The sequence below is a fragment of the Tepidimonas sp. genome, assembly GCF_046292505.1.
Lineage (GTDB): Bacteria > Pseudomonadota > Gammaproteobacteria > Burkholderiales > Burkholderiaceae_C > Tepidimonas.
Map to the genome: position 1 here is coordinate 1 of NZ_JBKBQX010000276.1, position 524 is coordinate 524.

A 524-nucleotide genomic window follows, 5' to 3' on the forward strand; every position below is an offset into this window, starting at 1 on the left:
CATTGGTGACTTCAAGGACGTCGCGGTGATCGAGGTGCTGGTCAAACCCGGAGACAAGATTGCGCTGGAACAAAGCCTGATCACGGTGGAGTCCGACAAGGCCTCGATGGAGATTCCGTCGTCGCACGCCGGCGTCGTCAAGGAGATCAAGGTTGCCGTGGGCGACAAGGTCAAGCAGGGCAGCGTCGTGCTGATGCTGGAAGCCGAAGGCGCTGCGGTCGCCGCGGCACCGGCTCCTGCTGCTGCAGCGCCAGCGCCCGCTCCGGTGCTCCAGCCGGCTGCGCCCGCGCCCGCACCTGTCGGCGCCGCAGTCTGACGCCAACGACATTTTCGCGCGCTTGGAGCAGCTGCGGAAGCAGCGATTGGCGGCAGCAGGTGCGCCGGGGGCCGCGGCGGAGGGTGCCCAGGCCGGCGCGGAGGCGGGAAGGCAGCAGCCCATGACGTCATTGAAGGAGCGATTTGCGGCGCTGTACGAACGCATCCAGAGCAGCCGGACGGAGGCGGGCGGCTCCAGCGTGAGCGAC

The 524-nt window shown here is 68.3% G+C and carries 1 protein-coding gene and 1 pseudogene; both read left to right on the top strand.

From position 1 onward, the window contains the following. Position 1 precedes the first annotated feature (1 nt). Positions 2 to 310, top strand: a pseudogene (locus ACK4TH_RS13240) (biotin/lipoyl-containing protein); the annotation flags it as partial. A 28-nt stretch (positions 311 to 338) separates the two neighbouring features. Then, positions 339 to 524, top strand: a 186-nt coding sequence (locus tag ACK4TH_RS13245; protein ID WP_409627097.1) for a hypothetical protein, incomplete at its 3' end; no start/stop codon positions are given.